Origin of the sequence: Streptomyces sp. NPDC056987 (genome assembly GCF_042673865.1) — a bacterium.
In the GTDB taxonomy this organism is placed as follows: domain Bacteria; phylum Actinomycetota; class Actinomycetes; order Streptomycetales; family Streptomycetaceae; genus Streptomyces.
In genome coordinates this window covers 407,348-431,698 of the sequence record NZ_JBHURV010000001.1, presented here as the reverse complement: position 1 = coordinate 431,698, position 24,351 = coordinate 407,348, and the positions used below count along the sequence as shown (strand labels likewise).

At 72.0% G+C, this 24,351-nt stretch carries 21 protein-coding genes; 16 read left to right on the top strand and 5 right to left on the bottom strand.

What is annotated here, in order from left to right; translation table 11 throughout:
* Window positions 1–122: 122 nt before the first annotated feature.
* Together ACFTZC_RS01880 and ACFTZC_RS01875 are read left to right on the top strand one after the other, a co-directional pair.
* Window positions 123–1,226, top strand: a complete 1,104-nt coding sequence (locus tag ACFTZC_RS01880; RefSeq protein WP_382885824.1) for an Rv2578c family radical SAM protein — start codon at window positions 123–125, stop codon at window positions 1,224–1,226.
* Between the two features lie 105 nt (window positions 1,227–1,331).
* Entirely contained in the window at window positions 1,332–2,003 is a 672-nt protein-coding gene (locus ACFTZC_RS01875) for a hypothetical protein (protein WP_382885823.1), read from the top strand.
* 113 nt (window positions 2,004–2,116) lie between these two features.
* Here ACFTZC_RS01875 and ACFTZC_RS01870 read toward each other — a convergent pair whose 3' ends face one another.
* Window positions 2,117–2,689: an adenylosuccinate lyase gene (locus tag ACFTZC_RS01870; RefSeq protein ID WP_382885821.1), complete on the bottom strand. Its 573-nt coding sequence runs from the start codon at window positions 2,687–2,689 to the stop codon at window positions 2,117–2,119.
* Window positions 2,690–3,100: 411 nt separating this feature from the next.
* Here ACFTZC_RS01870 and ACFTZC_RS01865 point away from each other — a divergent pair, with 411 nt between their 5' ends.
* Together ACFTZC_RS01865 and ACFTZC_RS01860 are read left to right on the top strand one after the other, a co-directional pair.
* Window positions 3,101–4,882, top strand: coding sequence for a 3-hydroxyacyl-CoA dehydrogenase family protein (locus tag ACFTZC_RS01865; protein WP_382885820.1), 1,782 nt, complete (start codon window positions 3,101–3,103; stop codon window positions 4,880–4,882).
* 121 nt (window positions 4,883–5,003) lie between these two features.
* Complete coding sequence (locus tag ACFTZC_RS01860; protein WP_382885819.1) at window positions 5,004–5,816, top strand: TetR family transcriptional regulator; 813 nt, start codon at window positions 5,004–5,006, stop codon at window positions 5,814–5,816.
* Here the strand turns inward: ACFTZC_RS01860 and ACFTZC_RS01855 are convergent.
* Both ACFTZC_RS01855 and ACFTZC_RS01850 read right to left on the bottom strand, forming a co-directional pair.
* Window positions 5,803–7,200 (bottom strand): NAD(P)/FAD-dependent oxidoreductase, encoded by a 1,398-nt coding sequence (locus ACFTZC_RS01855; protein WP_382885817.1) that lies wholly within the window; start codon window positions 7,198–7,200, stop codon window positions 5,803–5,805. The genes ACFTZC_RS01860 and ACFTZC_RS01855 overlap by 14 nt on opposite strands.
* Window positions 7,197–8,594, bottom strand: coding sequence for an MFS transporter (locus ACFTZC_RS01850; RefSeq protein ID WP_382885815.1), 1,398 nt, complete (start codon window positions 8,592–8,594; stop codon window positions 7,197–7,199). The genes ACFTZC_RS01855 and ACFTZC_RS01850 overlap by 4 nt, the downstream gene beginning before the upstream one ends.
* A gap of 228 nt (window positions 8,595–8,822) precedes the next feature.
* On the opposite strand from ACFTZC_RS01850, the gene ACFTZC_RS01845 reads away from it, so the two are divergent.
* The 8 genes from ACFTZC_RS01845 to pssA all read left to right on the top strand — a co-directional run bounded on the left by ACFTZC_RS01845 (window position 8,823) and on the right by pssA (window position 18,239).
* Entirely contained in the window at window positions 8,823–10,034 is a 1,212-nt protein-coding gene (locus tag ACFTZC_RS01845) for a CdaR family transcriptional regulator (RefSeq protein ID WP_382885813.1), read from the top strand.
* Between the two features lie 390 nt (window positions 10,035–10,424).
* Window positions 10,425–11,762, top strand: a complete 1,338-nt coding sequence (gene ccrA / locus ACFTZC_RS01840; RefSeq protein ID WP_382885812.1) for a crotonyl-CoA carboxylase/reductase — start codon at window positions 10,425–10,427, stop codon at window positions 11,760–11,762.
* A gap of 62 nt (window positions 11,763–11,824) precedes the next feature.
* Window positions 11,825–13,837: a protein meaA gene (locus ACFTZC_RS01835; protein ID WP_382885811.1), complete on the top strand. Its 2,013-nt coding sequence runs from the start codon at window positions 11,825–11,827 to the stop codon at window positions 13,835–13,837.
* Entirely contained in the window at window positions 13,834–14,844 is a 1,011-nt protein-coding gene (locus ACFTZC_RS01830; RefSeq protein WP_382885809.1) for an HpcH/HpaI aldolase/citrate lyase family protein, read from the top strand. The genes ACFTZC_RS01835 and ACFTZC_RS01830 overlap by 4 nt, the downstream gene beginning before the upstream one ends.
* Window positions 14,845–14,847: 3 nt before the next feature.
* The gene (locus tag ACFTZC_RS01825) at window positions 14,848–15,354 is read left to right on the top strand and encodes a MaoC family dehydratase (protein WP_382885807.1); all 507 of its coding nucleotides are present in this window, start codon (window positions 14,848–14,850) and stop codon (window positions 15,352–15,354) included.
* Window positions 15,355–15,358: 4 nt separating this feature from the next.
* The gene (locus tag ACFTZC_RS01820; RefSeq protein WP_382885805.1) at window positions 15,359–16,564 is read left to right on the top strand and encodes an acyl-CoA dehydrogenase family protein; all 1,206 of its coding nucleotides are present in this window, start codon (window positions 15,359–15,361) and stop codon (window positions 16,562–16,564) included.
* 180 nt (window positions 16,565–16,744) lie between these two features.
* Window positions 16,745–17,392, top strand: coding sequence for a phosphatidylserine decarboxylase (locus tag ACFTZC_RS01815; protein ID WP_365808997.1), 648 nt, complete (start codon window positions 16,745–16,747; stop codon window positions 17,390–17,392).
* The gene (pssA, locus tag ACFTZC_RS01810; RefSeq protein WP_365809140.1) at window positions 17,385–18,239 is read left to right on the top strand and encodes a CDP-diacylglycerol--serine O-phosphatidyltransferase; all 855 of its coding nucleotides are present in this window, start codon (window positions 17,385–17,387) and stop codon (window positions 18,237–18,239) included. Before ACFTZC_RS01815 ends, pssA begins: the two co-directional genes overlap by 8 nt.
* An 81-nt stretch (window positions 18,240–18,320) precedes the next feature.
* Here pssA and ACFTZC_RS01805 read toward each other — a convergent pair whose 3' ends face one another.
* Window positions 18,321–19,475 carry a glycerate kinase gene (locus ACFTZC_RS01805; RefSeq protein ID WP_382885803.1) on the bottom strand — a complete coding sequence of 385 codons (1,155 nt, stop codon included), beginning with the start codon at window positions 19,473–19,475 and terminating at the stop codon, window positions 18,321–18,323.
* Between the two features lie 189 nt (window positions 19,476–19,664).
* On the opposite strand from ACFTZC_RS01805, the gene ACFTZC_RS01800 reads away from it, so the two are divergent.
* The 4 genes from ACFTZC_RS01800 (at window position 19,665) to ACFTZC_RS01785 (ending at window position 23,693) form a co-directional block, all read left to right on the top strand.
* Window positions 19,665–20,888, top strand: coding sequence for a MerR family transcriptional regulator (locus ACFTZC_RS01800; protein WP_382885801.1), 1,224 nt, complete (start codon window positions 19,665–19,667; stop codon window positions 20,886–20,888).
* A gap of 1 nt (window position 20,889) precedes the next feature.
* Window positions 20,890–21,567: a hypothetical protein gene (locus ACFTZC_RS01795; protein ID WP_382885799.1), complete on the top strand. Its 678-nt coding sequence runs from the start codon at window positions 20,890–20,892 to the stop codon at window positions 21,565–21,567.
* A 148-nt stretch (window positions 21,568–21,715) separates the two neighbouring features.
* Window positions 21,716–22,930, top strand: a complete 1,215-nt coding sequence (locus ACFTZC_RS01790; RefSeq protein WP_382885797.1) for a hypothetical protein — start codon at window positions 21,716–21,718, stop codon at window positions 22,928–22,930.
* Window positions 22,931–22,970: 40 nt separating this feature from the next.
* Window positions 22,971–23,693, top strand: a complete 723-nt coding sequence (locus ACFTZC_RS01785; protein WP_382885795.1) for an NAD-dependent deacetylase — start codon at window positions 22,971–22,973, stop codon at window positions 23,691–23,693.
* Window positions 23,694–23,784: 91 nt separating this feature from the next.
* Here ACFTZC_RS01785 and ACFTZC_RS01780 read toward each other — a convergent pair whose 3' ends face one another.
* Window positions 23,785–24,351, bottom strand: coding sequence for a methylated-DNA--[protein]-cysteine S-methyltransferase (locus ACFTZC_RS01780; protein ID WP_382885793.1), 567 nt, complete (start codon window positions 24,349–24,351; stop codon window positions 23,785–23,787).

The following is a 24,351-nucleotide window of genomic DNA, read 5'->3' as shown; positions in this document are numbered from 1 at the left end:
TCGGTTCTTCAGTGGGGTGCGGCCAGCCAACCACCCCCCGGCACACCCGCCCAAATCCGGGGTAGCAGCGATCAAGGGAACAAGTGTTCTATTCTGTCGCCAGTGCTACCGAGGAGGCACCCATGCGCTGGGACAATCTGGCCGAAAGCCCACCCGACACCCCGGGGACCGGAACGCCCGGAGCGAGCGGACCCCCGGGACCGACCGGCACACCGGGGCCGCCGCCCGGGGAGATCGCGCTCTTCGGCACGGCCGCGGTGACGACGCGCACCTTCGACACCCCGGAGTTCCGCGGCATCACGTTCCACGAGATCCGGGCCCGTTCGATCGTGAACCGGGTGCCGGGCGCGTCCCGTATGCCGTTCGAATGGACGGTCAACCCGTACCGGGGCTGCACCCACGCCTGTGTCTACTGCTTCGCCCGCAAGACCCACAGCTATCTGGACCTGGACACCGGTCTGGGTTTCGACTCACAGATCGTCGTGAAGGTCAACGCGCCGGAGCTGGTACGCCGCCAACTGGCCTCCCGCCAGTGGCAGGGGGCGCACATCGCGATGGGCACGAACGTCGACTGCTACCAGCGGGCCGAAGGCCGCTACCGGCTGATGCCGGGGATCATCGCGGCGCTGCGCGACCACGCCAACCCGTTCTCCATCCTCACCAAGGGGACGCTGATCCTCCGCGATCTCGATCTGCTGCGCGAGGCGGCTGCCGTCACCGACGTCGGCATCTCGGTCTCGGTCGGCTTCCTCGACCAGGAGCTGTGGCGCACGGTCGAACCCGGCACCCCCTCCCCCGAACGCCGTCTCGACGTCGTACGGACGCTGACCGGCCAGGGCATCGGCTGCGGGGTGCTGATGGCCCCGGTCATCCCGTTCCTCGGCGACAGCCCCGAACAGCTCAGGGAGACGGTCCGGGCGATCGCCACGGCCGGCGCCGCCTCCGTGACCCCGCTCGTCCTGCATCTGCGGCCGGGCGCGCGCGAGTGGTTCATGGCGTGGCTGGGGCGGCACCACCCGCATCTGGTGGCGCGGTACGAACGGCTGTACGCGGACGGGTCGTACGCCCCGAAGTGGTACCAGCGGCGGATCACCCGCCAAGTCCACGAACTGGCCGACGAGTTCGGCATCGGCCCCGCGAGCAGCGGCACGGCCCGCCGCATCCGCACCACCCCCGCGGCACCGCCGCCCCAGGAACCCGGCGGTACCCAACTCACCCTGCTGTGACGGCAGCTCCGCCACCGCGGCATCACTCCCCTCGTTGCCGCAGCCCTCATCGTTTTCCGCCGCCTCATCAAGTGAAGGGAATCTCACCGGTGCGAGACTCTCACCATGACCGCGCACCTCATCTCCGTCATCGGGAGCAGCCCTGGTGTCGGCAAGTCCACCCTGTGCCGTGCTGTGGCCGAGTGGCTGGCCGGCACCGGCGCATCGGTCGACCACTTCGAGGAAGCCGAAATCCTTACGCGGTCGGCCTTCCGGCCCGTGGCCGAAGAATTCGCCGGCGGAGCTGCCGGCGTCCGGCCTGAGACCCTCGTCGAGTCCACGCGCGCCTATGTCGCGGAGTCACTCGCGGCAGGCAGGGACTACTTGGTCACGGATGCCCTCCTGCCCTTCATCCCGTCCCTCGTGGCTTGGGGCCACGGCGAGAGCACTCTCGTCCACGTCCTGGGAGAGCAAGTCCGGGCAGTGGAGCCGGCCCAGGTCATCGTGGTGTACGTCCACGACGACCCGGAGACGGCACTGCGACGCGCTGTCGACCGAGAGGGGGAGGCATGGGAAGACTGGTACGTGCGGAAACTCGCCAACTCCCCCGGCACTCGGGCCGTCCATGACCTCGCATCGGCCGCCGTTCATCTCCGCTTCGAGGCGGACCTGACATGTCGCCTCCTCGCGCACACTCCGTGGCGGGTTCTGACCGTGGACGTAGGGTCACTCAATGCCCAGGAGGCATACGCGTACACCCGACGCCACCTGACCGACCTGCTGGGGCTGACAGGCTGATCGCCCACGTGGCAAGTGGCCGCCATCACCAAAGGAATCGACGAGAGAGGCGACCGCGCCCTGGTAGATGTCCACACGGGCATGGCCGACCGACAGCAGAGTGATCGAGCGGGTCAGGCGCCGGGGATGCGCGTGAGCGCCTCGCCGGCCGCCGTCGCCAGGCGGGGGTGGTCCCTCGCCGCGGTCAGGACGGGGCGGGCGCGGGCGTCGCCGAGGTGGCCGAGGCCCTCGACGCAGGCGAGCGCGACCCGCCAGTGCGGCTCGTCCGGCGCCAGCAGGCGCTGCAGGGTGGTGATCAGCGCCGGTACGGACTCGGGCGCCCGTAACTCGGTGAGCAGCCGCACGGGGTGGAGCGCGTAGGCCGTCCGGAGCCCGTTGGTGGCGAGCGCGGCGGCGGCCCGGGAGGTGCGCGGGTCGCCGAGCCGGGCCAGGGCGTACGAGGCGGAGACGCACCGCTCCGGATCGCGGTGGTTGAGGAGGAGCACCAGCGCCTCGAAGGCCCGCCGGTCCCCCGCGCAGCCGAGCCGGAAGGCGGCGATCTCCCGCGCCCACAGGGGCTGTCCGTGCTGGACGAGGACGTCGGCCAGCGCTTCCCGGTCGTCGGTGCGGATCAGCCGCCGGTACGCGCCGGAGCCCCCGGACTCGTCCCTGGTCCGGTCGGCGAGCGAGCGGAAGTCCTCGTCCATGGGCCCAGGATATCGGCGCCCACCAGCAGCAACTACCGCCCGACCGGCCACTCTTGACGCCCCTGGGAGCCGGGCGCCGGCCGGGTGACCGAGCGCACAGCGGCCCAGCCCTGGCGCGCTCGTTACCCGTGGGTTAACCTCAGATGAGCGGATGACCTCCGCCGCTCACGAGGGCCTGGTGACGCAGCCGTTCGTGAGTGTGGTCGGCGGTGCTGTCGGTTCGGCACCGCACCGTACGGCGCGGCCACGGGACAGGGCCCGCCGTCGTTCCACCGAGCTTTCCGTGCCGCAGTGCCGTACTTCCGCGCGCGCCGCATGTTTCCGCGTTCCGGGCACGTGCCCCTTACACACGTGCCCCCTACACCGGCCCCGCGCGCCCTTCCAGTCGTCACTCTCCCCTGGAGTCCCCTGATGGACATCCCTCTCTCCCCCGTCGCCGTCGTCGGTCTCGGCACGATGGGCACCGGTATCGCCGAGGTCCTGGCCCGGGCGGGCCGCGAGGTCATCGGCATCGACATCAGCGAGGCCGCCGCCCGCCGGGCCGTCGCGGCCCTGGAGGCGTCCACCGCGCGGGCCGTCGAGCGCGGCCGGATCGGCGCGGCGGAGCGGCGGACCGTGCTCGCGCGGTTCCGTACCTTCTCCGACCTGCGCGCCGCCGCCGACGCCACGCTGGTGATCGAGGTGGTGCCCGAGTCGTACGAGACCAAGCTGCGGGTGCTGCGCGAGCTGGACGGCATCGTCGCCCCCTCCACCATCCTCGCCACCGGCACCAACGCCCTCTCGGTGACCCGGCTCGCCGCCGACACCGCCCGGCCCGAACGCGTGCTGGGGCTGCACTTCTTCAACCCGGCCCCGGCGATGAAGCTGGTCGAGGTGGTCTCCTCGGTGCTCACCGCGGACCGGGCCGTCGCGGCCGTCACCGCGCTCGCCCGCGAGCTGGGCAAGGAGCCCGTCGCGGTGGGCGACCGGCCCGGCTTCGTCGCGGACGGGCTGCTCTTCGGCTATCTCAACCAGGCCGCCGCGATGTACGAGGCCGGATACGCCTCCCGCGAGGACATCGACGCGGCGATGCGGCTGGGCTGCGGGCTGCCGATGGGGCCGCTCGCGCTGCTCGACCTGATCGGGATCGACACCGCCCGTACGGTCCTGGAGGCGATGTACGCGGCCTCGCAGGACCGGCTGCACGCCCCGGCGCCGGTGCTCAGGCAGCTCGGCGACGCCGGGCTGACCGGCCGGAAGTCGGGGCGCGGCTTCTACACGTACGAGGCGCCGGGCAGCCCCGTCCCCGTGCCGGACGCCCTCACGCCCTCCCCTGTCGCGGGCAGCGCCCCGGGCCGGCCGGTCGGCTCCGTCGGCGTCGTGGGTTCCGGGACGATGGCGGCCGGGATCGCCGAGGTCTTCGCCGTGGCGGGGTACGAGGTGGTGCTCGCCGCCCGGAGCCCGGAGAAGGCCGCGGCGGCCAGGGACCGGATCGCGAAGTCCCTCGGCCGTTCCGTCACCAAGGGCAGGATCAGCGCCGGGGCGCGCGACGCCACGCTGGCGCGGATCGTGCCGGCCGGTTCGCCCGACGCCCTCGCGGAAGTGGATCTCGCGGTCGAGGCGGTGGCCGAGGACCTGGAGGTCAAGCGGTCGCTCTTCGCCACCCTCGACAAGGTCTGCCGGCCCGGCGCGGTGCTGGCCACGACGACCTCCTCGCTCCCCGTGGTGGCCTGCGCCCGCGCCACCACCCGCCCGGCGGACGTCGTCGGCATGCACTTCTTCAACCCGGCCCCGGCGATGCGGCTGGTCGAGGTGGTCCGTACGGTCCTCACCTCCGACGAGGCGCACGCCACCGTCCGCGAGGTGGCCGCCACGGTCCGCAAGCACCCGGTGGAGTGCGGCGACCGCGCCGGTTTCATCGTGAACGCGCTGCTCTTCCCGTATCTGAACAACGCGATCAAGATGGTCGAGCAGCACTACGCGACCCTCGACGACATCGACGCCGCGATGCGGCTCGGCGGCGGCTATCCGATGGGGCCCTTCGAACTGCTCGACGTGGTCGGCCTGGACGTCTCGCTCGCCATCGAACGCGCCCTGCACCGCGAGTTCCGCGACCCCGGCCTGGCCCCCGCGCCGCTGCTGGAGCGGCTGGTGGCGGCGGGCTGCCTGGGCCGCAAGTCGGGGCGCGGCTTCCGTGCGTACGCGCGGCGCTGACCCGGGCGAGGAGCGGGGCGCCGGCCCGGACGGACCGCCCGGCCCGGAACCGGAGCCTCCGGGACCGGGCGGTCCGCCCCCGCGGGCGCGCTCTCCTGCGCCGATGCAGTACGTTCACCTCATGTCCCAGCCCGCCAAGTCCCCCCGTACGAGCACCAGGTCCGACGCCCCGGAGAGCGCTGCGGGCACCCGTGCCGCCGCCCAGCGGCTGAAGATGCGCCGCGAACTGGCCGCGGCGGCGATGGAGCTGTTCGCGACGAAGGGGTACGAGGCGACGACCGTCGACGAGATCGCCGCCGCCGCGGGAGTGGCACGCCGTACCTTCTTCCGGCACTTCCGCTCCAAGGAAGAGGCGATCTTCCCGGACCACGACGACACCCTCGTACGGGCCGAGGCCGTGCTGAACGCCGCGCCCCCGCACGAGCACCCCCTCGACACGGTCTGCCGGGGCATCAAGGAGGTCATGCGGATGTACGCGGCCTCCCCCGCGGTCTCCGTGGAGCGCTACCGCCTGACCCGGGAGGTGCCCACGCTCCGGGAGCGCGAGATCGCCTCGGTGGCCCGCTACGAACGGCTGTTCACCCGCTATCTGCTGGGCCACTTCGACGAGCGCGACCACACCGACGGCAACGACGACCCGCTGCTCGCCGAGGTGGCCGCGTCCGCCGTCGTCACGGCGCACAACCATGTGCTGCGCCGCTGGCTGCGGGCCGGCGGCGAGGGCGATGTCGAGGGGCAGCTCGACCACGCCTTCGCGATCGTCCGGGACACCTTCGGCACGGGCATCGGCGCGGGCCGGGCCATGGGCCGCGCCCCGCTGCCCGCCGCGGCCACCGCGCGCGCCACCGGGGAGGTGCTCGTGACGGTGGCGCGCACGGACGCGCCGCTGGAGGAGGTCATGCGGACAATCCAGCGGGCCCTCAAGGACGCGTGAGCGCCCCCCGGTAGCGGCGCGCGCCCCGCGCCGGGCCGAAGGCGGCGGCCATGGCGGCGGCCGTCCCGTCGTCCGCCGTACCCGGCGCCGCGTCGCCCGCGCCACCGGTGACCAGCGCGCCGACCAGCCTGCCGGTCGCCGGGGCGAGCATCAGGCCCAGCATGTTGTGCCCGGTGGCGAGCAGTACCCCCGGCCGGCCGGGCAGCCACCCGATGAGCGGCAGCCCGTCCGGGGTCATGGGGCGTGGCCCCATCCACTCCTGCTCGCGCCGGTCCCACTCCACTCCGCGCAGATACGGGCGGACGGCGGCGACGATCGCCTCCACCCGGCGCTGCCGGAACCGGTCCGGGTCGCGGTCGAACTCCATCGTGCCCGCGACCCGCAGCCGGTCGCCGAGCGGGGTCAGTACGGCCTTCGCGGCCCCGAGGTGGATCAGCCGGGCGGGCAGCCGGGCGGCGGGCGCCGAGAAGCTGTAGCCCTTGCCCGGCAACAGGTCGATGTCGACCCCGAGCCCCCGGCACAGTTCACGTGACCACACCCCGGCGGCGATCACCGTCACGTCGGCGGCGTACGTCCCGGCGCTGGTGCGCACCTCGGTACGGGCGCCCCGGCGCCGTACGGCGGTGACGCGCGCGCCCTCCACGAGGGTGACGCCGTCCCGGCGCAGCCGGCCGGCCAGCCCGTCCACGAAGAGCGAGGGGTCGAGCGACCACTGGCGCTCCACCAGGAACCCGGCGCGGGCGGCGGAGCCGAGCGCGGGTTCCCGTTCGGCGAGGGCCCCCGGGCCGAGGATCCCCCCGGCGGCCACGGGGGCGCCGAGCCGCCGGAAGCCTTCCTGGGCTCGGGCCGCCGACCGGGCCGTCGGGTAGGCGAAGAGATAGCCGTCCTTGTCCGCCCGCCCGTCGACCCCGGCCGCCTCCAGTTCCTCGAACAGCTCGAAGGTGTCCCTGGCCAGGGCGCCGAGGGCGGCCGCGCCCCGGGCGTGGTGGTGCCGGGTGCTGTGCCGTCCGAGGCGGGCCAGGAAGCCGAGCAGCTCCGGGTGGGGGGTGGGCCGGACCGCGAGCGGGCTGTCGGCGCGCGCCATCCCCATCAGCGCCTTGGCGGCCACGCCGGGGGCGCCGAGCGGTTCGACCAGATCGGGGCAGACCTCGCCCGCGTTGCCCCGGGAGGCACCGCTGCCGAGCCGGTCCCGCTCCAGGACGGTGACGTCGAGTCCGGCGAGGCTCAGGTAGTGGGCGCAGCAGAGGCCGATGACGCCGCCGCCGACGACGACCGCCGACGCGGGCCTCCGGTGCGGGGCCCCGGAAGGCCCCGAGGGCCGCGAGGGATGTGGGGCCTTCGAGGACGGTGCGGGCTGCGGGAGGGGCGGCGGGTGCGGGGTCACGAGGTCTCCGTAACGTGCGGGTCGGTCCGGTCGGCGGACGCGGCGCGGGAGCCGGTACCGGAGCCGGTACGGGCGCCGCTCCCCGTCCCGGGGCCGCTGGACTCTGCGAGGGTCTGGCCGCTGGTCTCCGGGGCCAGCAGATAGGACGCGAGCCATCCGATGCCGCAGATCAGCGCGGCGAGGAACATCGCCAGCCGGGTGGAGTGGCCGAGGACGACGGGGGCGCCCCAGGTGCCGATGGCGGCGCCGATCCGGCTGGCGCCGGTGGCGAAGCCGTTGGCGGTGGCGCGGATCCCGGTGGGGAACAGCTCGGAGGGATAGATCGCCTGGAGGCACTGGCTGGAGAACGAGGCGAGGCCGAAGAGCCCGAAGAGCACGAGGACGGCGGCCGGGCCGGGGTCGGCCAGCAGCGAGAGCACCAGCAGCGGCACGGCGGCGAGCGCGAAGGACCACAGCAGCAGCGCTCTGCGCCCCCGGTTGACGAAGAGGATCCCGGAGAGCGAGCCGAGCACGAAGAAGATCTGGAGGGCGACGGCGCCCAGATAGGCGCTGTCCCCGTGGTCGAGGCCGAGGGAGGCGAGGATGGTCGGCTCGTAGGTCGTGATGGCGTAGATCGGCAGGAGCTGACAGGCCCAGAACACCCCGATGAAGACCGTCCGGCGCCGGTAGACGCCCCGGAAGATGTCCAGGTACCGGGTGGGCGCGGCGGCCTCCTCCTCCAGCTCGGCGATGTCGGCGTCGGGGCCGAGCATCCGCTTGAGGACCTGGGTGGCCTCCTCGACGCGGCCCTTGCTCAGCAGCCAGCGCGGTGACTCCGGGGTGCCGAAGCGGAGCAGCAGGATGAGCGCGGCGGGGACGGCGCTGCTGGCGAGCATGAGGCGCCAGTCGTCGTGGCCCGTGGTGAGCATCGCCCAGCCGACGACATAGGCGAGCGCGGCGCCGACCGACCACATGGTGACCATGACGACGAGCAGCGGGCCCCGGGAGCGTTTGGGCGCGAACTCGGAGGCGATGGTGCCGGCGATGGCGAAGTCGGCGCCGATGGCGATGCCCATGGCGAACCGCAGCAGGGTCAGCGTCCAGGGGTCGGTGACGAAGAACTGGGCGGCGGACAGCACGATGAAGGCGGTGATGTCGGCGAGGTAGACCTTCTGCCGGCCGATCAGATCGGTGACGTAGCCGAAGACGAGCCCGCCGACGAACATCCCGATGAGCGAGGCGGAGCCGACCAGCCCCGACATCGCGGAGCCGAGTCCGAAGTCCATGGTGATCAGGGGCAGGGCGACCCCGATGATGCTGAGGATGTAGCCGTCGCACAGCTCACCGCCGCCCGCGTAGAGCGTGATGAGCCAGTGGGTCCTGCCGGGGCGGGTCTTCTCCAATGAAGCGGTCATGGCCGTCTCCGGGATGAGAAGGGGAAGGGGGAAGGGGACGTACGGCCCCGGGGTGCGGGTGCGCTTGTGCGGTGCGCCTGTGGGGGGTGTGGGGGGTGTGGGGGGGGTGTGCTTGCGGGGTGCCCTTGTGGGGTGTGCGTAGAAGGTAGGGAGTCCCGGCCGCGGCGTCACCGTACGAAGCGTCCTGATCGGGGGACCGGAATACGGCTCTCCCTGTACGGTCCGCACATGGACGGACGTGAGGGTTCCGCGGTTCTCACCCCTGAACTGGCCCAGGAGATCGCCTGCGACATCGGCAGGATCATCGGTTTCAACGTGCTGATCACCGACCGGGAGTCGGTGGTGATCGGCTGCGGGGACCGGGAGCGGCTCGGCACGGTCCACGAGGCGTCGTCCGAAGTGCTGCGCACCCGGCGGGCCGCCACACACAGCGCGGGGCAGGCGGAGCGGCTGCGCGGGGTACGGCCCGGCATCAGCCTGCCGATCCGGGTGGGCGCCGAGGCGGTGGGCACGGTCTGCCTGACCGGTGAACCCGAGGAGGTGCACCGGTTCGGTCTGGTCGTGCAGCGGCAGACCGAGATCCTGCTGGAGGAGGCGGCGCTGCTGCGCTCCCGGCTGCTGCACGAGCGGGCGGTGGACGACTTCGTGCGGGATGTCGCGCTGTACGACCCGGAGGTGGTGGACGCGGAGACCGTGGAGGGGCGCGCCACGGAGCTGGGGCTCGATGTCCGGCTCGCGCGGACGGCGGTGCTGCTCGACGCGCGGCCCGCGCCGGCCGCCCGGCCGACGGCGGCGGGCGCTCCCCCGCCCCCGGTGTCCCGGATGTCACTGCTGCGCACGGTGCGCGAGGAGTTCCACGGCGGCCAGGACGTGGCCGGGGAGATCGCCGCCGGACGCTATGCCGTCCTCCATCCCTCGCCGGGGTGTCCCTCGCCGGCGGAGCGCTCCGCGCTGCTGGAGCGGTGCGCTCTCCTGGTGGAGCTGGTGCGCGAGCGGCACGGGGTGGACGCCCGGATGGCGGTCGGTGAGCCGGGGGCGGGCGCGGCGGGGATGAGCGGTTCGTACCGTGACGCGGCGGCGGCCCTGCGGATCGGCCCCGCGCTGGATCCGGCCGCGCGGGTCTTCGCCGCCGCGGAGCTGCGGATACCGCGGCTGGTGGCCTCGGCCGTACGGCAGGAGCGGATCCGCTACACGGGGTCCGTGCTCGGCGCCGTACGGGAGCGCGCGGACTGGCCGGTGCTGCGGGAGACGCTGATCGCCTGGGGCGAGGGCGGATTCCAGTTGGTCCGCACGGCGGAGCGGCTGGGCGTGCACCGCAACACGCTGCTGTACCGGCTGGAGAAGATCGAACGGCTGTCGGGGCAACCGGTCAGGGAGCCGGCGACGGCCCTCGCCCTGTACCTGGCCTGCCTGGCGGACCTGCTGGACGCGCCCCGCTAGCGCCCTTCCCGGCAAGCTCTGCCCCGTTGCCCCGTTGCCCCGCCGCCCCGTTGCCCCCTTTGGAAGTGATACGTACCGGCGGCCGGGCGGTAGGGATTGCTCATGCGTGCCGCGAGCCCGACAACTGAGACAGAAATTTGGCACCCAGTGCCTTGCCAGGTGTCACGGGGTGCCATACGTTGAAGGTGTCCGGCTGTCCCCGCAGGCGTATCCCGCCCGCGTCCCGGACGCCTGCGTCACAGGCACCCGCACCTCCGCGCGCCCCCGATCAGCACGGTCCGCCGTACCCGCAGGACCCGCCGCATCGGCACCGCCCCTCCACCGCACTCACGCACGCGACCCTCGCACTCGGATCCCCGCCCGGATCCCCGCTTCGCCGGAGGCACCACCGTGAAGGACATCCTGGACGCGATCCAGTCGCCGGACGCCGTGTCCGCCGACTTCGCCGCACTGCCCCTGCCCGCCTCGTACCGCGCGGTGACCGTGCACAAGGACGAGACGGACATGTTCGCGGGTCTGGCCACCCGGGAGAAGGACCCCCGCGCCTCGCTCCACCTCGACGAGGTGCCGGTGCCCGAACTCGGGCCGGGCGAGGCCCTGGTGGCCGTCATGGCCAGTTCCGTCAACTACAACTCCGTCTGGACCTCGATCTTCGAGCCCGTGCCGACCTTCGGTTTCCTGGAGCGGTACGGCAGGCTCAGCGACCTCACCAGGCGGCACGACCTGCCGTACCACGTCATCGGCTCCGATCTGGCGGGCGTCGTCCTGCGGACCGGACCCGGCGTCAACGCCTGGCGGCCCGGGGACGAAGTGGTCGCGCACTGCCTCTCCGTCGAGCTGGAGTCGTCCGACGGGCACAACGACACGATGCTCGACCCGGAGCAGCGGATCTGGGGGTTCGAGACCAACTTCGGCGGTCTCGCGGAGCTGGCGCTGGTGAAGTCCAACCAGCTCATGCCCAAGCCCCAGCATCTGAGCTGGGAGGAGGCGGCGGCACCCGGGCTGGTCAACTCGACCGCGTACCGCCAGCTCGTCTCCCGCAACGGCGCCGGGATGAAGCAGGGCGACAACGTGCTGATCTGGGGCGCGAGCGGGGGGCTCGGTTCGTACGCGACCCAGTTCGCGCTCGCGGGCGGGGCGAACCCGGTCTGCGTGGTGTCCAGCGACCACAAGGCCGAGCTGTGCCGGCGGATGGGCGCCGAGGCGGTCATCGACCGGTCCGCCGAGGGGTACCGGTTCTGGAAGGACGAGGAGCGCCAGGACCCGCGCGAGTGGAAGCGGTTCGGCAAGCGCATCCGCGAGCTGACCGGCGGCGAGGACGTGGACATCGTCTTCGAGCACCCGGGACGCGAGACGTTCGGCGCCAGCGTGTATGTCACCCGCAAGGGCGGCACGATCGTCACCTGCGCCTCCACCTCCGGCTACACCCACGAGTACGACAACCGCTATCTGTGGATGTCCCTCAAGCGGATCGTCGGCTCGCACTTCGCCAACTACCGCGAGGCGTGGGAGGCGAACCGGCTCGTCGCCAAGGGGAAGATCCACCCGACCCTGTCGAAGGTGTACGCGCTGGAGGAGACCGGCCAGGCCGCGTACGACGTGCACAGCAACCGCCACCAGGGCAAGGTCGGCGTGCTGGCGCTGGCACCGCGCGAGGGCCTGGGCGTGCGCGACGAGGAGCTGAGGGCCCGCCATCTCGACGCCATCAACCGCTTCCGGGACCTGTGACCCGCCCCCCGTCCGCGCACCCGGCCGCCCGACCCGCCGCCCGACCCCCCGAGGGGGCCCACATGACCGATCGTCACAAGGACCGGCCCTGGCTCATGCGGACGTACGCCGGTCACTCGACCGCCGAGGCGTCCAACGAGCTGTACCGGCGCAATCTCGCCAAGGGCCAGACCGGCCTCTCCGTCGCCTTCGACCTGCCGACGCAGACCGGCTACGACCCGGACCATGTCCTCGCGCGCGGCGAGGTCGGCCGGGTCGGGGTGCCGGTCGCGCACCTCGGTGACATGCGCCGGCTCTTCCAGGACATCCCCCTGGAGCGCACCAACACGTCGATGACCATCAACGCCACCGCCATGTGGCTGCTGGCGCTCTACCAGGTGGTCGCGGAGGAGCAGGGCGCGGACCCCGCGGGGCTCCAGGGCACGACGCAGAACGACATCGTCAAGGAGTACCTGTCGCGCGGGACGCATGTCTTCCCGCCGGCGCCCAGTCTGCGGCTGACCACGGACATGATCACGTACACGGTGCACCACCTGCCCCGGTGGAACCCCGTCAACATCTGCAGCTACCACCTCCAGGAGGCCGGGGCGACCCCGGTCCAGGAGATCGCGTACGCCATGTCCACCGCGATCGCCGTGCTCGACGCGGTGTTCGCGTCGGGACGGATCGCCGAGGAGCGCAGGGGGGATGTCGTCGGACGGATCTCCTTCTTCGTCAACGCGGGGGTGCGCTTCGTCGAGGAGATGTGCAAGATGCGGGCCTTCTCCCGCATCTGGGACCGGATCACCCGGGAGCGGTACGGCATCGAGGACGCCCGGCAGCGCCGCTTCCGCTACGGCGTCCAGGTCAACTCCCTGGGGCTGACCGAGGCCCAGCCGGAGAACAACGTCCAGCGGATCGTGCTGGAGATGCTGGCCGTCACACTCTCCAAGGACGCCCGCGCCCGCGCCGTACAGCTCCCCGCCTGGAACGAGGCGCTGGGGCTGCCGCGCCCCTGGGACCAGCAGTGGTCGCTCCGTATCCAGCAGGTGCTCGCGCACGAGAGCGACCTGCTGGAGTACGGAGACCTCTTCGACGGCTCGCACGTCGTCGAGGCCAAGGTCGCCGAGCTGGTCGAGGGGGCCCTGGCGGAGATGGACCGGATCGAGGAGATGGGCGGCGCGCTGGCGGCCGTCGAGTCCGGCTATCTCAAGTCGCGGCTGGTCGCCGCGCACGCGGAGCGCCGGGCGCGGATCGAGTCCGGCGAGGAGCGGATCGTCGGCGTCAACTGCTACGAGTCCACCGAGCCCAGCCCGCTCACCGCGGATCTCGGCACGGCGGTCATGACGGTCGACCCGGCGAACGAGGCCCGGGTGGTGGCCGCCCTGGACGCCTGGCGGGATACGCGGGACGAGACCCGGGCCGGCGACGCACTGGCCGCCCTGAAGAAGGCCGCCGCCTCCACCGAGAACCTGATGGCCGCGACCCTGGAGTGCGCCCGCGCGGGGGTGACGACCGGCGAGTGGTCCTGGGCGCTGCGCGACGTGTTCGGCGAGTACCGCGCGCCCACGGGGGTGGGCGGGGCGCCGCTCACGGTGAGCGCCGAGCCGGGCTCTCCGCTCGCCGCCGTACGGGAGAAGGCAGCCCGTACCGCCGGGGAGCTGGGCGCGGGGCGGCTGCGGCTGCTGGTCGGCAAGCCCGGTCTGGACGGGCACTCCAACGGGGCCGAGCAGATCGCCGTACGCGCCAGGGACGCCGGCTTCGAGGTGGTCTACCAGGGCATCCGGCTGACGCCCGAGCAGATCGTCGCGGCCGCGCTCGCGGAGGACGTGCACTGTGTGGGCCTGTCGATCCTGTCGGGCTCGCACGCCGCGCTCGTGCCCGACGTGCTCACGCGGCTGCGCGCGGCCGGCGCGGGCGAGCTCCCGGTGATCGTCGGCGGGATCATCCCGAACGCCGACGCCGAGGCGCTGCGGGCGGCCGGCGTGGCCGCCGTCTTCACCCCGAAGGACTTCGGGATCACGGAGATCATCGGCCGTATCGTCGACGAGATCCGGCAAGCGAACAGACTCGACCCCTTGGAGGTCCGCCCATGACCGCGCCCGCCACCCCCGGGATTCCCGCGCCCGCCGCTCCCGGGAGCCCCGCCCGGAACCGGCTGCGCCCGCGCCGCTCCTGTCTCGCCGTACCGGGCTCCAACCCGCGCTTCCTGGAGAAGGCGCAGGGGCTCCCGGCCGACCAGGTCTTCCTCGATCTGGAGGACGCGTGCGCACCACTCGCCAAGGAGGGCGCCCGGCACACCATCGTCGACGCGCTCAACAAGGGCGACTGGACGGGCAAGACGCGCGTCGTACGGGTCAACGACTGGACGACGCACTGGACGTACCGCGACGTCATCACGGTGGTGGAGGGCGCGGGGCAGAACCTGGACTGTCTGATGCTGCCGAAGGTCCAGGACGCCCAGCAGATCGTCGCCCTCGATCTGCTGCTCACCCAGATCGAGCGGACGATGGGGTTCGAGGTCGGCAGGATCGGCATCGAGGCGCAGATCGAGAACGCCAAGGGGCTGGTGAACGTCGACGCGATCGCCGCCGCCTCGCCCCGTCTGGAGACGATCGTCTTCGGCCCGGCCGACTTCATGGCGTCGATCAACATGAAGACACTGGTGGTCGGGCACCAGCCACCCGGCTACGGTGCGGACGCCTACCACTACATTCTGATGCGCATCCTGATGGCGGCCCGCACCTATGATCTCCAGGCGATTGACGGTCCGTACCTTCAGATCCGCGATGTGGACGGGTACCGCGAGGTGGCGCGCCGGGCGGCGGCGCTGGGTTACGACGGCAAGTGGGTGCTGCACCCGGGCCAGATCGAGGCGTCCAACGAGATCTTCTCGCCCTCGCAGGAGGACTACGACCACGCCGAGCTGATCCTCGACGCGTACGAGTGGCACACCTCGGCGGCGGGCGGCGCGAAGGGCTCGGCCATGCTCGGCGACGAGATGATCGACGAGGCCAGCCGGAAGATGGCGCTGGTGATCTCGGGCAAGGGCCGGGCCGCGGGAATGCGGCGTACCACCAGCTTCGAAGCGCCGGAGGGCTGAGCGATGCGGTTCGGACGCACCTTCGAGGAGTTCGAGGTCGGCGCGGTCTACAAGCACTGGCCCGGCAAGACGGTCACGGAGTACGACGACCACCTGTTCTGCCTGCTCACCATGAACCACCATCCACTGCACCTGGACAGCAACTACGCCGAGAACACGACGGACTTCGGGAAGAACGTCGTCGTCGGCAATTACGTCTACTCGCTGCTGCTGGGCATGTCGGTGCCGGACGTGTCGGGCAAGGCCATCGCCAATCTGGAGGTGGAGTCGCTCAAGCACGTGGCACCCACCTTCCACGGCGACACGCTGTACGGCGAGACGCTGGTGCTGGACAAGACACCGTCGAGGTCCCGGAGCGACCGGGGTGTCGTGTACGTGGAGACCAAGGGCTACAACCAGGACGGCACGGTCGTCTGTGTCTTCCGCCGCAAGGTCATGGTCCCGACGGAGAGCTACGTCAAGGAACGCGGCGGCGAACAGCCGGGCCGCCCTCAGCCGCAGGAGAAGTGACGTCATGAGCCGACTCGCCCAGACCGCGGGACTGACCGAGATCCAGCGGGAGATCCTGGCCACCGTGCGGGACTTCGTCGACAAGGAGATCCTGCCGGTCGCCACGGAGCTGGAGCACCGTGACGAGTACCCGACCCGGATCGTGGAGGGCCTGCGGGAACTCGGGCTGTTCGGGCTGATGATCCCCGAGGAGTACGGCGGTCTCGGCGAGTCGCTGCTCACCTACGCGCTCTGCGTGGAGGAGATCGCCCGGGGGTGGATGTCCGTCTCGGGCATCATCAACACCCACTTCATCGTGGCGTACCTGCTCAAGCAGCACGGCACGGAGGAACAGAAGGAGACGTTCCTGCCCCGGATGGCCGAGGGCACCGTGCGTGGCGCGTTCTCGATGTCGGAGCCCGGGCTCGGCTCGGACGTCTCCGCGATCACCTCGAAGGGGGTCAGGGACGGGGACGCGTACGTACTGAACGGCCAGAAGATGTGGCTGACCAACGGCGGCACATCGCACCTGGTCGCCGTGTTGTGCCGGACGGACGAGGGCCACCCGGAGGGCACGGCCCCGCACCGGTCGATGACCACGTTCCTGGTGGAGAAGGAGCCGGGCTTCGGTGAGGTGCGGCCGGGGCTCACCATCCCCGGGAAGATCGACAAGATGGGGTACAAGGGCGTCGACACCACCGAGCTGATCATGGACGGAGTACGCATTCCGGCCAATCGGGTCCTCGGCGGGGCCACCGGCCGAGGGTTTTACCAAATGATGGACGGGGTGGAGGTGGGCCGGGTGAATGTCGCGGCGCGTGGTTGCGGCGTCGCTCAGCGCGCCTTCGAGCTGGGTGTCGCGTATGCCCAGCAGCGTCATACTTTCGGCAGGCCCATCGCCCAGCACCAGGCGATTCAGTTCAAGCTGGCCGAGATGGCTACCAAAGTCGAGGCGGCCCATGCCATGATGGTCAACGCGGCACGCAAAAAGGACTCCGGGGAACGAAACGACCTGGAGGCAGGGATGGCGAAGTACCTCGCCTCCGAGTACTGCAAGGAAGTCGTCGAGGACGCCTTCCGGATCCACGGCGGTTACGGCTTCTCCAAGGAGTACGAGATCGAGCGCCTCTACCGCGAGGCACCGATGCTGCTGATCGGCGAGGGTACCGCCGAGATCCAGAAAATGATCATCGGGCGCCGACTGCTGGAGGAGTACCGATTCCAGGGTTAATTATCGGCTTTGATCCGCTTTGGTGGCGAAGAAAATCACACCCTGTGGTGCTCTCCCGCACGCTTCAAGCCGCCCGACTCGGCTGCTGGCTTGCTCAGTTGCGGCTGGTAACCAGTACCATCGCTGGAAAGCCGCCGTCCCCCGTTGCCAGCGCGGCATCATCCGCTACGAAGGTCATCCATGCCCCACAGCCAAACCTCTGCACCACGCGGTCGTGTCCGCATCGCTCGCGGAGCATCGCCGTGGCTTCTCCCGACCGTCGCCACCGCGGCGATCGGACTGGCCCGCGCGCGCAGCTCCAAGCGTGCGGCAGTCCTCGCTGTGCCCGCCACCGCGCTCGCGGCGGGCATGCTGTGGTTCTTCAGAGACCCGGAGCGCGAGATCACGCAGGGCCGGGTCATCTCCCCGGCCGACGGTGTGGTGCAGAGCATCATGCCGTGGAAGGACGGGCGCACGCGGGTCGCCATCTTCATGAGCCCGCTGAACGTTCATGTCAACCGCGCTCCCCTCGCGGGAACCGTGACGTCCGTGGAGCACGTCCCCGGAGGGTTCGTCCCGGCGTTCAACAAGGAGAGCGAGAACAACGAGCGCGTCGTCTGGCACTTCGACACCGAGCTGGGTGACATCGAGATGGTGCAGATCGCCGGCGCGGTGGCCCGGCGCATCGTCCCGTACCTGCCCCAGGGGACCAAGGTGGAGCAGGGCGAGCGCATCGGCCTGATCCGCTTCGGCTCGCGCGTCGACATCTACCTTCCGGAAGGTGTCGAGGTCGCCGTCGAGGTCGGCCAGACCACGACCGCAGGGGTGACTCGAATTGACCGTGATTGATCCCGACACACAAGCAGGGTGGGCCGCGGAGGCCGAGGCGGAGGCCGAGGACGACGCGGAGGACATGCCGCTCTCACTGCGGCTGTCGATAGCCGACACCCTCACGCTCGGTAACGCCACCTGCGGCTTCATGGCGGTCTACTTCACGACGACCGGCATCCTGATCCCGCACCTCACGGGCAGCGACGAGAGCGGCATGGCGCGGCACTCCGCCGCGACCGCCGTGATCCTGATGCTCGCGGCGGCGATCTTCGACCTGTTCGACGGGCTCGTGGCGCGCAAGCTGCGCAGCTCCCCGATGGGCGCGGAGCTGGACAACCTCTCCGACCTGATCAGCTTCGGTCTCGCCCCGGCCTATTTCGTACTGGTGTACGGAATGGTCGCGGACGACGCGCATCAACGAGTCTCGGCGCTGGCCGCGGTCGTGGTGCTGCTGGCCGTCGTGCTACGGCTGGCGAGATTCTCCTGCGTGACGATGAAGGACGGCATGTTCCAGGGGATGCCGTCCCCGTTCGGCGCGCTGACGGTCGTCTCGATCGTCCTGCTGGAGCTGCCCTTCGTACCGACGACGCTCGCGATCGTCGGCGTGGCGTGGCTGATGGTGAGCCGGGTCGAGTACCCGAAGCCGCGGGGTGTCCTCGCGGTGGCCATGCTCAGCTGGATCGTGGCCGCGATGGGGCTGCTGGCGGCCTGGGCGTTCGACGCGCCCGGCGGTCAGCTGCTGCTCCAGACGGGCTGCGCGCTCCAGGTGGTGACGGGCGCGGTGATCCCGCTCTTCGCCACGGCGCGGCGGGTGAACACGTTCCGCGGCAACCGCCGCGAGGCGCGGGCGGCGCAGCTCCCGTAAGGCACACGCGGAAGCGGACGGTACATGGGAAGGGCCCGGGCGGACAGCGCCCGGGCCCTTCCCATGTACCGCTCTGCTCGCTCAGCTCAGGAAGTCGCGGGCGATGTCCGTCGCCAGGCGTTCCAGCAGCGGGCCCGCCTGCGCCATGCAGCGGGCCGGGTCCGGTTCCAGGGCGGTGAGGGCGTAGGCGCGGGCGATCCCGGCCCGGTCCAGCGCCTCCTGGGTCAGGGCCAGCCGGCCGCAGACCGCGATGGTCTCGACGCCCTGGGCGCGGGCCGCCGCCGCGACGCCCGCGGGCGCCTTGCCGTGCAGCGTCTGCTCGTCGAGCGAGCCCTCTCCCGTGATCACCAGGGTGGCCCTGGCCAGGGCCGGGGCGAAGCCCAGCACGTCGAGCATCACCTCGATGCCGGGGCGGAAGCCGGCGCCGAGGCCGACGAGCGCGCCGTAGCCGATGCCGCCCGCCGCGCCCGCCCCGGGCGAGAGCGCGAGATCGGCGGCCCGGGGGCCGACGGCCGCCGCCAGTACCGCGGCGTAGTGGGCGAGGGCCGCGTCGAGGACGGCGACCTCCTCGGGGCCCGCGCCCTTCTGGGGACCGTAGACGGCGGGGGCGCCCTGGGGGCCGGTCAGCGGGTTGTCGACATCGCTGGCGAGGACGATCTCCGTACGGCCGAGCCGGGCGTCCAGACCGGAGAGGTCGGCGGTGGCCAGCTCCCGCAGTCCGCCGCCGCCCGGGCCGACGGGCTTGCCGTCCGCGTCCAGGAAGCGCGCGCCGAGCGCCGCGAGCATCCCCGCCCCGCCGTCGGTGGTGGCGCTGCCGCCCACGCCGAAGACGATGGTCCGCGCGCCCGCGTCGAGCGCGGCGCGCAGCAGCTCGCCGGAGCCGTACGTCGTGGCGGTGAGGGGGGCGAAGACGCCCTCGGGAAGGTGCTGGAGCCCCGACGCCTCGGCCATCTCGATGACGGCCGTGCCGTCCCGCAGGGCGTAGGCCGCGGTGACCGGGTCGCCCAGGGGCCCGGCCACCCGTGTCTCGTGCCGCTCGAAACCGGCCGCCACGGCCGCCGCGACCGTGCCGTCGCCGCCGTCCGCGACGGGCAGCGTCTCCACCGGCACGTCGGGGGCGACCCGCCGGAGCCCGGCCGTCACCCGCTCGGCGACCTGCGTCGCCGTGAGCGATCCTTTGAACTTGTCCGCCGCGATCAGTACCCGCGCGGTCGTGGACACCGCTCCGTCCGTCACTATGCATCCCTTACGTTCGAACAGGCAGTCGCGCCGGTCCGACCCTATCCGTACCCGTGGATTCTGCACAGAAGCGGCGACGCGGACGGGGGCGATGCGGCCTCCCCTTCGTCCCCTCCCGTGTCCCCTCCCCCGGGATCCGCCGCCGGAGTTGACTTTCACGTTGCCTGAACCTCGACAATCACCGCCATGGACAGCACTACAGGCTCCACTCCGGTGGACATCTCGATCGGCCTCTTCCAGCCCGAGCTGCTGAGCATCAGCGCTTTCGCCCGGCGCGTCGGCCTCGCACCGAGCGCCCTGCGCTTCTACGACGACTGCGGCGTCCTGGTTCCCGCCCAGGTCGACGCCACCACCGGCTACCGTTCCTACAGCCTCGACCAGGAGATGCGGGCGCGGGTGCTGCGGAGCCTGCGGGAGGCGGGGCTGCCGCTCGCGGAGGTCATGGTCGTCCTCGACGGCGACTCGGACTCGGCCCGTACGGTGCTGGAGCGGCACCGCAGCTCCGTACGGGAGAAGTCGCGGACGGCCGACGCCACGATCGCAGCCGTGCTGCGCTCCCTGCCCGGCCAGGAGAGCGCGGACGGCGCGACCGGGGACGGGAGCGGGGACGGGGCCGAGCCGGTGACGCGCGTACGGCTCGGCGGGGCCGAACTGGCCGGTGCCGTACGGCAGGTGGGCACGGCGGTCGGCGACGACCCGGACCATCCGGTACTCGGCCGGGTCCTCGTCGAGATCGACGACAGCGAGGTCCGGCTCGTCGCCACCGACCGCTACCGCCTCTCGACCCGGGTCCTGAAGCCGGTCGTCGCGGTGGAGGGCCCGGAGCGTCAGGTGCTGCTGGACGCCGGGCCGTTGGCCGAGGCGGGCGCCTGGGCGGCGCGGTGCGCGGCGGTGACCGTCGAGATCGGCGCGGACGTGGCCCGGATATCCGACGCGGACGGTTCCGGCTCCCGTGAACTGAGCCTGTGGGAGGGCGAGTTCCCCGCGTACCGCGACATGCTCGCCGAACTGCCCGAGACCCTCCACCGGTTGATCGTCGACCGGACGGCACTGCTCGCCGCCGTCACGGCACACGGCGAGACGGACGGTGCGGCCGACGGCACGGAGGCGCCGGTGATCGCCCTGCGGCTCGGCGAGGACGACGTACACATCTCCCCGGTGCGGCCGGGGGCCCAGGACGGCCCGCCGCCCGCGTCCACCACCCTGCGGGCGCTCCGTATCGGCGAACCGCCCCTGCGGATCGGCTTCGACCCCGCCGTACTCGCCCCGGCACTCGACGCGAGCGTCGGCCCCGACGTCCTGCTGGAGATCTCCGAGGCGACCCGGCCGGTCGTGGTGCGCTCGGCCGACCAGGGCAGCTTCACCACCCTCGTCATGCCCGTCGCGCTCACCGCGGTTGCGGAGGACTGACATGGCGGAGCAAGAGGCGGCGGAAGCGGAGATGGACCCGGAGAACCCCGTCGTACGGCTCTGCGCGCAGGGCATGCGGGCCGAGACGGAAGGGCGGGCGGACGAGGCGCGTGCCCTGTATCTGCGGGCCTGGGAGGCGGCGGAGAACGACTACGACGCGTGTGTCGCGGCGCACTACCTCGCCCGCCACCAGCCGACCCCGCAGGAGACGCTGCGCTGGAACCAGGAGTGCCTGACCCGTGCCGACCGGGTCGGTGACGACCGTGTACGCGGCTTCTACGCCTCCCTGCACGGAAACATCGCCCGCGCGCTCCTCGATCTCGGGCGACCCGAAGAGGCCCGTACCCACTTCGAGTCGGCGGCCCGCCATCTCGGCGCCGTACCACCGGGCCCGTATCAGGACTGGCTGCGTCTCTGCGTCGCGCGGGGCCTGCGGGCCACGGCAACGGGCACGCCGCCGGCCCCGGACGACCCGGTGCCGGCTCTCCTCACCCGGCTCTGCGCACGCGCCGATCTGGAGGCGCTGAGTCTGCTCCTGCCCGCCTGTATGGGGAGCCTCGGCACGCCGGAGGACGAGGAGCGGATCACGACGGTGCTGCGCATGCTCCACGCCGAACGGCGGCTGCCGGAGCCCGAGCAGCACGCCCTCGCCGAGGCGATCCGGGCCCGCGCGGCCTGAGTCCGGACCGGGCGCGGGGCGGGAACCCGCCCTGCGCCGGGCCGGGGTGACGGACCGTCCGGGCCGCGCCGCGGGTTCATTCCGTGTTGGTCCCCCGTGCACGCCCTCGCGCCATCATCCTGGTGTCCCACGACCCCCAGGAGGCATCATGCGAAGGCAGACACGCGGCCGACTCACGGCGGCCCTGTTCACGTCCGCGCTCGTCGGGTCGGCCGTCGTGGCCGGCGGGGGAACGGCCTATGCCGAGGACGGGGCGCGGACCCCCGCCGTACGGAAGGCGGCGGTCCCCGTCCTGCCGAAGGCGGCGGATCTCCCGGCCCTGCCGGTGTCGGTGGACGGCGGTGCCTGGGAGTCGGGGCATCTTCAGGGCACGGCCGTGGACCGCCGCAAGGGCCTGATGTACTTCTCCTTCACCAACCTGCTGGTGAAGACGGATCTGAGCGGCAGACCGCTGGGCTCCGTCACGGGCTTCACCGGGCACCTCGGCGACCTCGACTTCAACACGGCCGACGGCCGGGTGTACGGCTCCCTGGAGTACAAGGCGGCGAAGGCGTTCTACATCGCCGTCTTCGACGGGGACCGCATCGACCGGATGAACATGGACGCCGCGTCCACGGGCGTGGTCTCCACCGTCCATCTCGACGAGGTCGTGAAGGACTACACGGCCGACATGAACGGCGACGGCGTCTTCGACGGCGACACCGCCGACACCCCCGACCACCGCTACGGCTGCAGCGGCATCGACGGCGTCGCCTTCGGCTCCTCCTTCGACGGACGGGGCGGCCTCAAGCTCACCGTCGCGTACGGGATCTACTCCAACACCGCCCGGCAGGACAACGACCATCAGGTCCTGCTCCAGTACGACGTCCGCGCGTGGAAGCAGTACGAGCGCCCGCTGACCGAGGACGCCCCGCACACCTCGGGCCCGCCGGCGCCGGACGGCAAGTACTTCGCGTACACGGGCAACACCACGTACGGCGTGCAGAACCTGGAGTACGACGCGCGCAGCGGCAACTGGCTGATGGCCGTCTACAAGGGCAAGAAGAGCTCGTTCCCCAACTACTCCCTCTTCGTCGTCGACGGTTCCAAGCGCGCGGTGCAGGGCCCGGTACGCGGTCAACAGCAGGCCGAGCGCGGGAAGTTGCTGTCGCTCCTGCCGCGCGGGCTGCACCACGCGGCATCCGGTGTGTACGGCTGGGAGTCGGCCGGGCAGTACGGGCTGATCGCGCTGGACGACGGCCGCTACTACGTCGCCGAGGCCGGTACGGTCCAGTCCGGCGGTGTGACCCGGCAGACGGGCCGGGTGGTCCTGCACCGCTGGACGGGGCTGACACCGGACCCGTTCACGCGGGTGACCTCGTAATCCCTTCGCCCCCGTCCGGCCCGGCGCCTACGATCGGATCATGACTCTCGTCGCGATCCTCAGCGGCGCCGGGATCTCCACCGACTCCGGCATCCCCGACTACCGCGGGCCGAACGGCCTGTGGCGGCGCGACCCCGGTGCCGAGAAGCTCGTCACGTACGACACATATATGGCGGACCCGGAGATCCGCCGGCGCTCGTGGCTGATGCGGCGCGACAGCCCCGCGCTGCGCGCGGAGCCGAACGCCGCGCACCGCGCGATCGCCGAGCTGGAGCGGTCGGGGACGGCCGTGCGCGTCCTCACGCAGAATGTCGACGGGCTGCATCAGCTCGCCGGTCTCCCCGCCCGCAAGGTGCTCGAACTCCACGGCACCGCACGGGAGATCATCTGTACGGGGTGTCATGTCCGCTCCTCGATGCGGGAGGCACTGGACCGGGTCGAGGCGGGCGAGGCGGACCCGCCGTGCCGTGCGTGCGGCGGGATCCTCAAGTCGGCGACGGTGATGTTCGGCGAGCGGCTCGACCCGGAGGTGCTGGCGCAGGCCCTGTCGATCGCCAAGGCGTGCGAGGTGTTCCTCGCGGTGGGCACGACTCTGCAGGTGCAGCCGGCGGCCTCGCTGGCGGGGCTGGCCGCGGACCACGGCGCGCGGCTCGTCGTGGTCAACGCCGAGCCGACGCCGTACGACGACCGGGCGGACCGGATCGTCCGCGAGCCGATCGGTACGGCGCTGCCCGCGTTGCTCGCGGAGCTCCACGGCGGCTGAACGGCCCGGGGCCGGGCCGGGCCGCAGTGGCTTACGGCCCCGGACCGGACCGGGCGGCGGCCGGGCGGCCCGGACCGGGACCGCGCCTTCCTCACCACAGCGCGTCGGTCACGGCGCCCCCGCCGGCCGCCGGGGCGCCCTCGAAGGCGAGGAGGCGCTGCTTGCGGCTCAGTCCGCCGCCGTACCCGGTGAGGCTCCCGGTGGATCCGATGACCCGGTGGCAGGGGACGATGATGCTGATCGGATTCTTGCCGTTGGCCAGCCCGACGGCCCGCGAGGCGCCCGGCTTGCCGAGTTCTTCGGCGAGTTCACCGTACGAACGGGTCTCGCCGTACGGGATCCGCAGCAGCCGCTCCCACACCTGGCGTTGGAACGGGGTGCCGCGCAGGGTGAACGGCACGTCGAACGCGGTCAGTTCGCCGTCGAAGTAGGCGCTGAGCTGGCGCACGGTCTCCGCGAACGGGCCGGGGTCCGAGGCGCCGAAGGACTCCTCGGGCGGGCGGTGGCGCTGCTCGTGCATGTAGAGGCCGCTCAGGACGCCGTCGGTGGCGACGAGGGTCAGCGGTCCGTACGGGCTGTCGATCACGGTGTGCACGACACGAGCGGCCTGAGCGGGGCCGGCCGCGGTGGCGGCCGAGCGGGTGGTCTCCGTGGTCAT